Source organism: Streptomyces aurantiacus JA 4570 (genome assembly GCF_000414115.1).
Taxonomy (GTDB): domain Bacteria; phylum Actinomycetota; class Actinomycetes; order Streptomycetales; family Streptomycetaceae; genus Streptomyces; species Streptomyces aurantiacus_A.
This window is the reverse complement of record NZ_AOPZ01000488.1, coordinates 1-1,593: the sequence shown is the minus strand read 5'-3', so window position 1 is coordinate 1,593 and position 1,593 is coordinate 1. Positions and strand designations below refer to the sequence as shown.

Genomic DNA, 1,593 nt, shown 5'->3' with positions numbered 1-1,593 from the left:
GTGCCGTCGGCGGCCTCGGCATAGGGCTTGCAGCGGCCGTCGCTGGCGAGGCCGCGCTGCTTGCTGAAGTCGACGAAGGTGCCCGGTGTGAACATCACGGTCACGCCGCCGGCGAGGGCCAGGGAGCACTCGCCCTGCCGCAGCGCCTGCACGGCCAGGTGCAGGGCGACCAGCGACGAGGAGCAGGCCGTGTCGATGGTGACGGCGGGGCCCTCCAGGCCGAAGGTGTAGGCGACCCGGCCGGAGACGATGCTGCTGGAGGCGCCGGTGCCGAGGTAGCCCTCGACGTCCTCCGGCACCGAGTGCAGCCGGGAGGCGTAGTCGTGGTACATGACGCCCGCGAAGACGCCGGTGCTGCTGCCGCGCAGCGAGGCCGGGTCGATGCCGGCGCGCTCGAACAGCTCCCAGGAGGTCTCCAGGAGCAGCCGCTGCTGCGGGTCCGTGGCGAGGGCTTCGCGCGGCGAGATGCCGAAGAAGGGGGCGTCGAACCGGTCGGCCTCGTGCAGGAAGCCGCCCACGCGGGCGTACGTGGTGTCGGCGTCGTCCGGGTCCGGGTCGGCGAGCGCGTCGGCGTCCCAGCCGCGGTCGGTGGGGAACGGCGTCAGGGCGTCGGTGCCGTCGGCGACGAGCCGCCACAGCTCTTCGGGGGTGCGGACGCCGCCGGGGTAGCGGCAGCTCATCGGGTAGCGGCAGCTCATCGCGACGATGGCGATGGGCTCCTGGTCGCGCTCCTCCACCTCGCGGAGACGGCGACGAGCTTGACGCAAGTCGGATGTCGTCCGCTTGAGGTAGTCCCGAAGCTTCTCCTCGTTCGACATCTGGTCGTCAGCTCCTCGTGGTGTTGATAAAGGCCGCGCTGGTGGCGCTGGTCGTGCGGTTCACTTCGGGCACTTCGGGTACATCAGGTGCTTCAGGTGCTTCAGGTGCTTCAGGTGCTTTGCTTCAGGTGCTTCAGGTGCTTCAGGCGTTCTGGGGGCTTCTGGCACGTCAGTCGAGTCCGAGTTCGTCGTCGAGCGCGTTGAAGAGTTCCTCGTCGGAGACCGAGTCCAGGTCCAGGTCGTCGTCCGCCCGGCCGGTGCCGCCCGCGCCCTGGCTCTGCGGTGCGCTCCAGCGCGACAGCAGGGTCTGGAGCCGGATGGTGATCTTCGAGTGGGCGATGCTGTCGGCCTCCATGGCCAGCAACGACGACTCCAGGCGGTCCAGTTCGTCGAGCACCGAGAGCCCGCCTCCGCCCGGGCCGTCCCCCAGCGGCAGGGCCGTGGCCAGGTGCGCGGCGAGGGCGGCCGGGTTCGGGTAGTCGAAGATCAGGGTGGCGGGCAGCCGCAGGCCGGTGGCACCGTTCACGGCGTTGCGCAGCTCGACGGCGGTGAGCGAGTCGAAGCCGAGCTCACGGAAGGCGCGGTGGGCCTCCACGGCGGCCGCGGACTCGTAGCCGAGGACGGCCGCCACGTGGGTGCAGACCAGTTCGGTGAGCACCTTGTCGCGCTCCGCGGCGTCGAGGCCCGCGAGCTGGGCGAGCAGGGGTGCCTCGCCGGCCGGGGCGGCCGTGGCGGCACCGGCGGCGGACCGCCGCAGGGGCGCGCGCACCAGGCC

Annotated in this window: 2 protein-coding genes; both read right to left on the bottom strand. The window is 71.9% G+C overall.

The genetic code is table 11. The annotated features are described in order from the left end of the window. Nucleotides 1-818 (bottom strand): beta-ketoacyl synthase N-terminal-like domain-containing protein (locus STRAU_RS35745; RefSeq protein ID WP_037664119.1); only part of this gene is annotated, 818 nt, incomplete at its 3' end. A 169-nt stretch (nt 819-987) separates the two neighbouring features. Next, nucleotides 988-1,593: acyl carrier protein (locus STRAU_RS44590; protein WP_037664117.1), on the bottom strand; the 606-nt coding region annotated here is incomplete at its 5' end.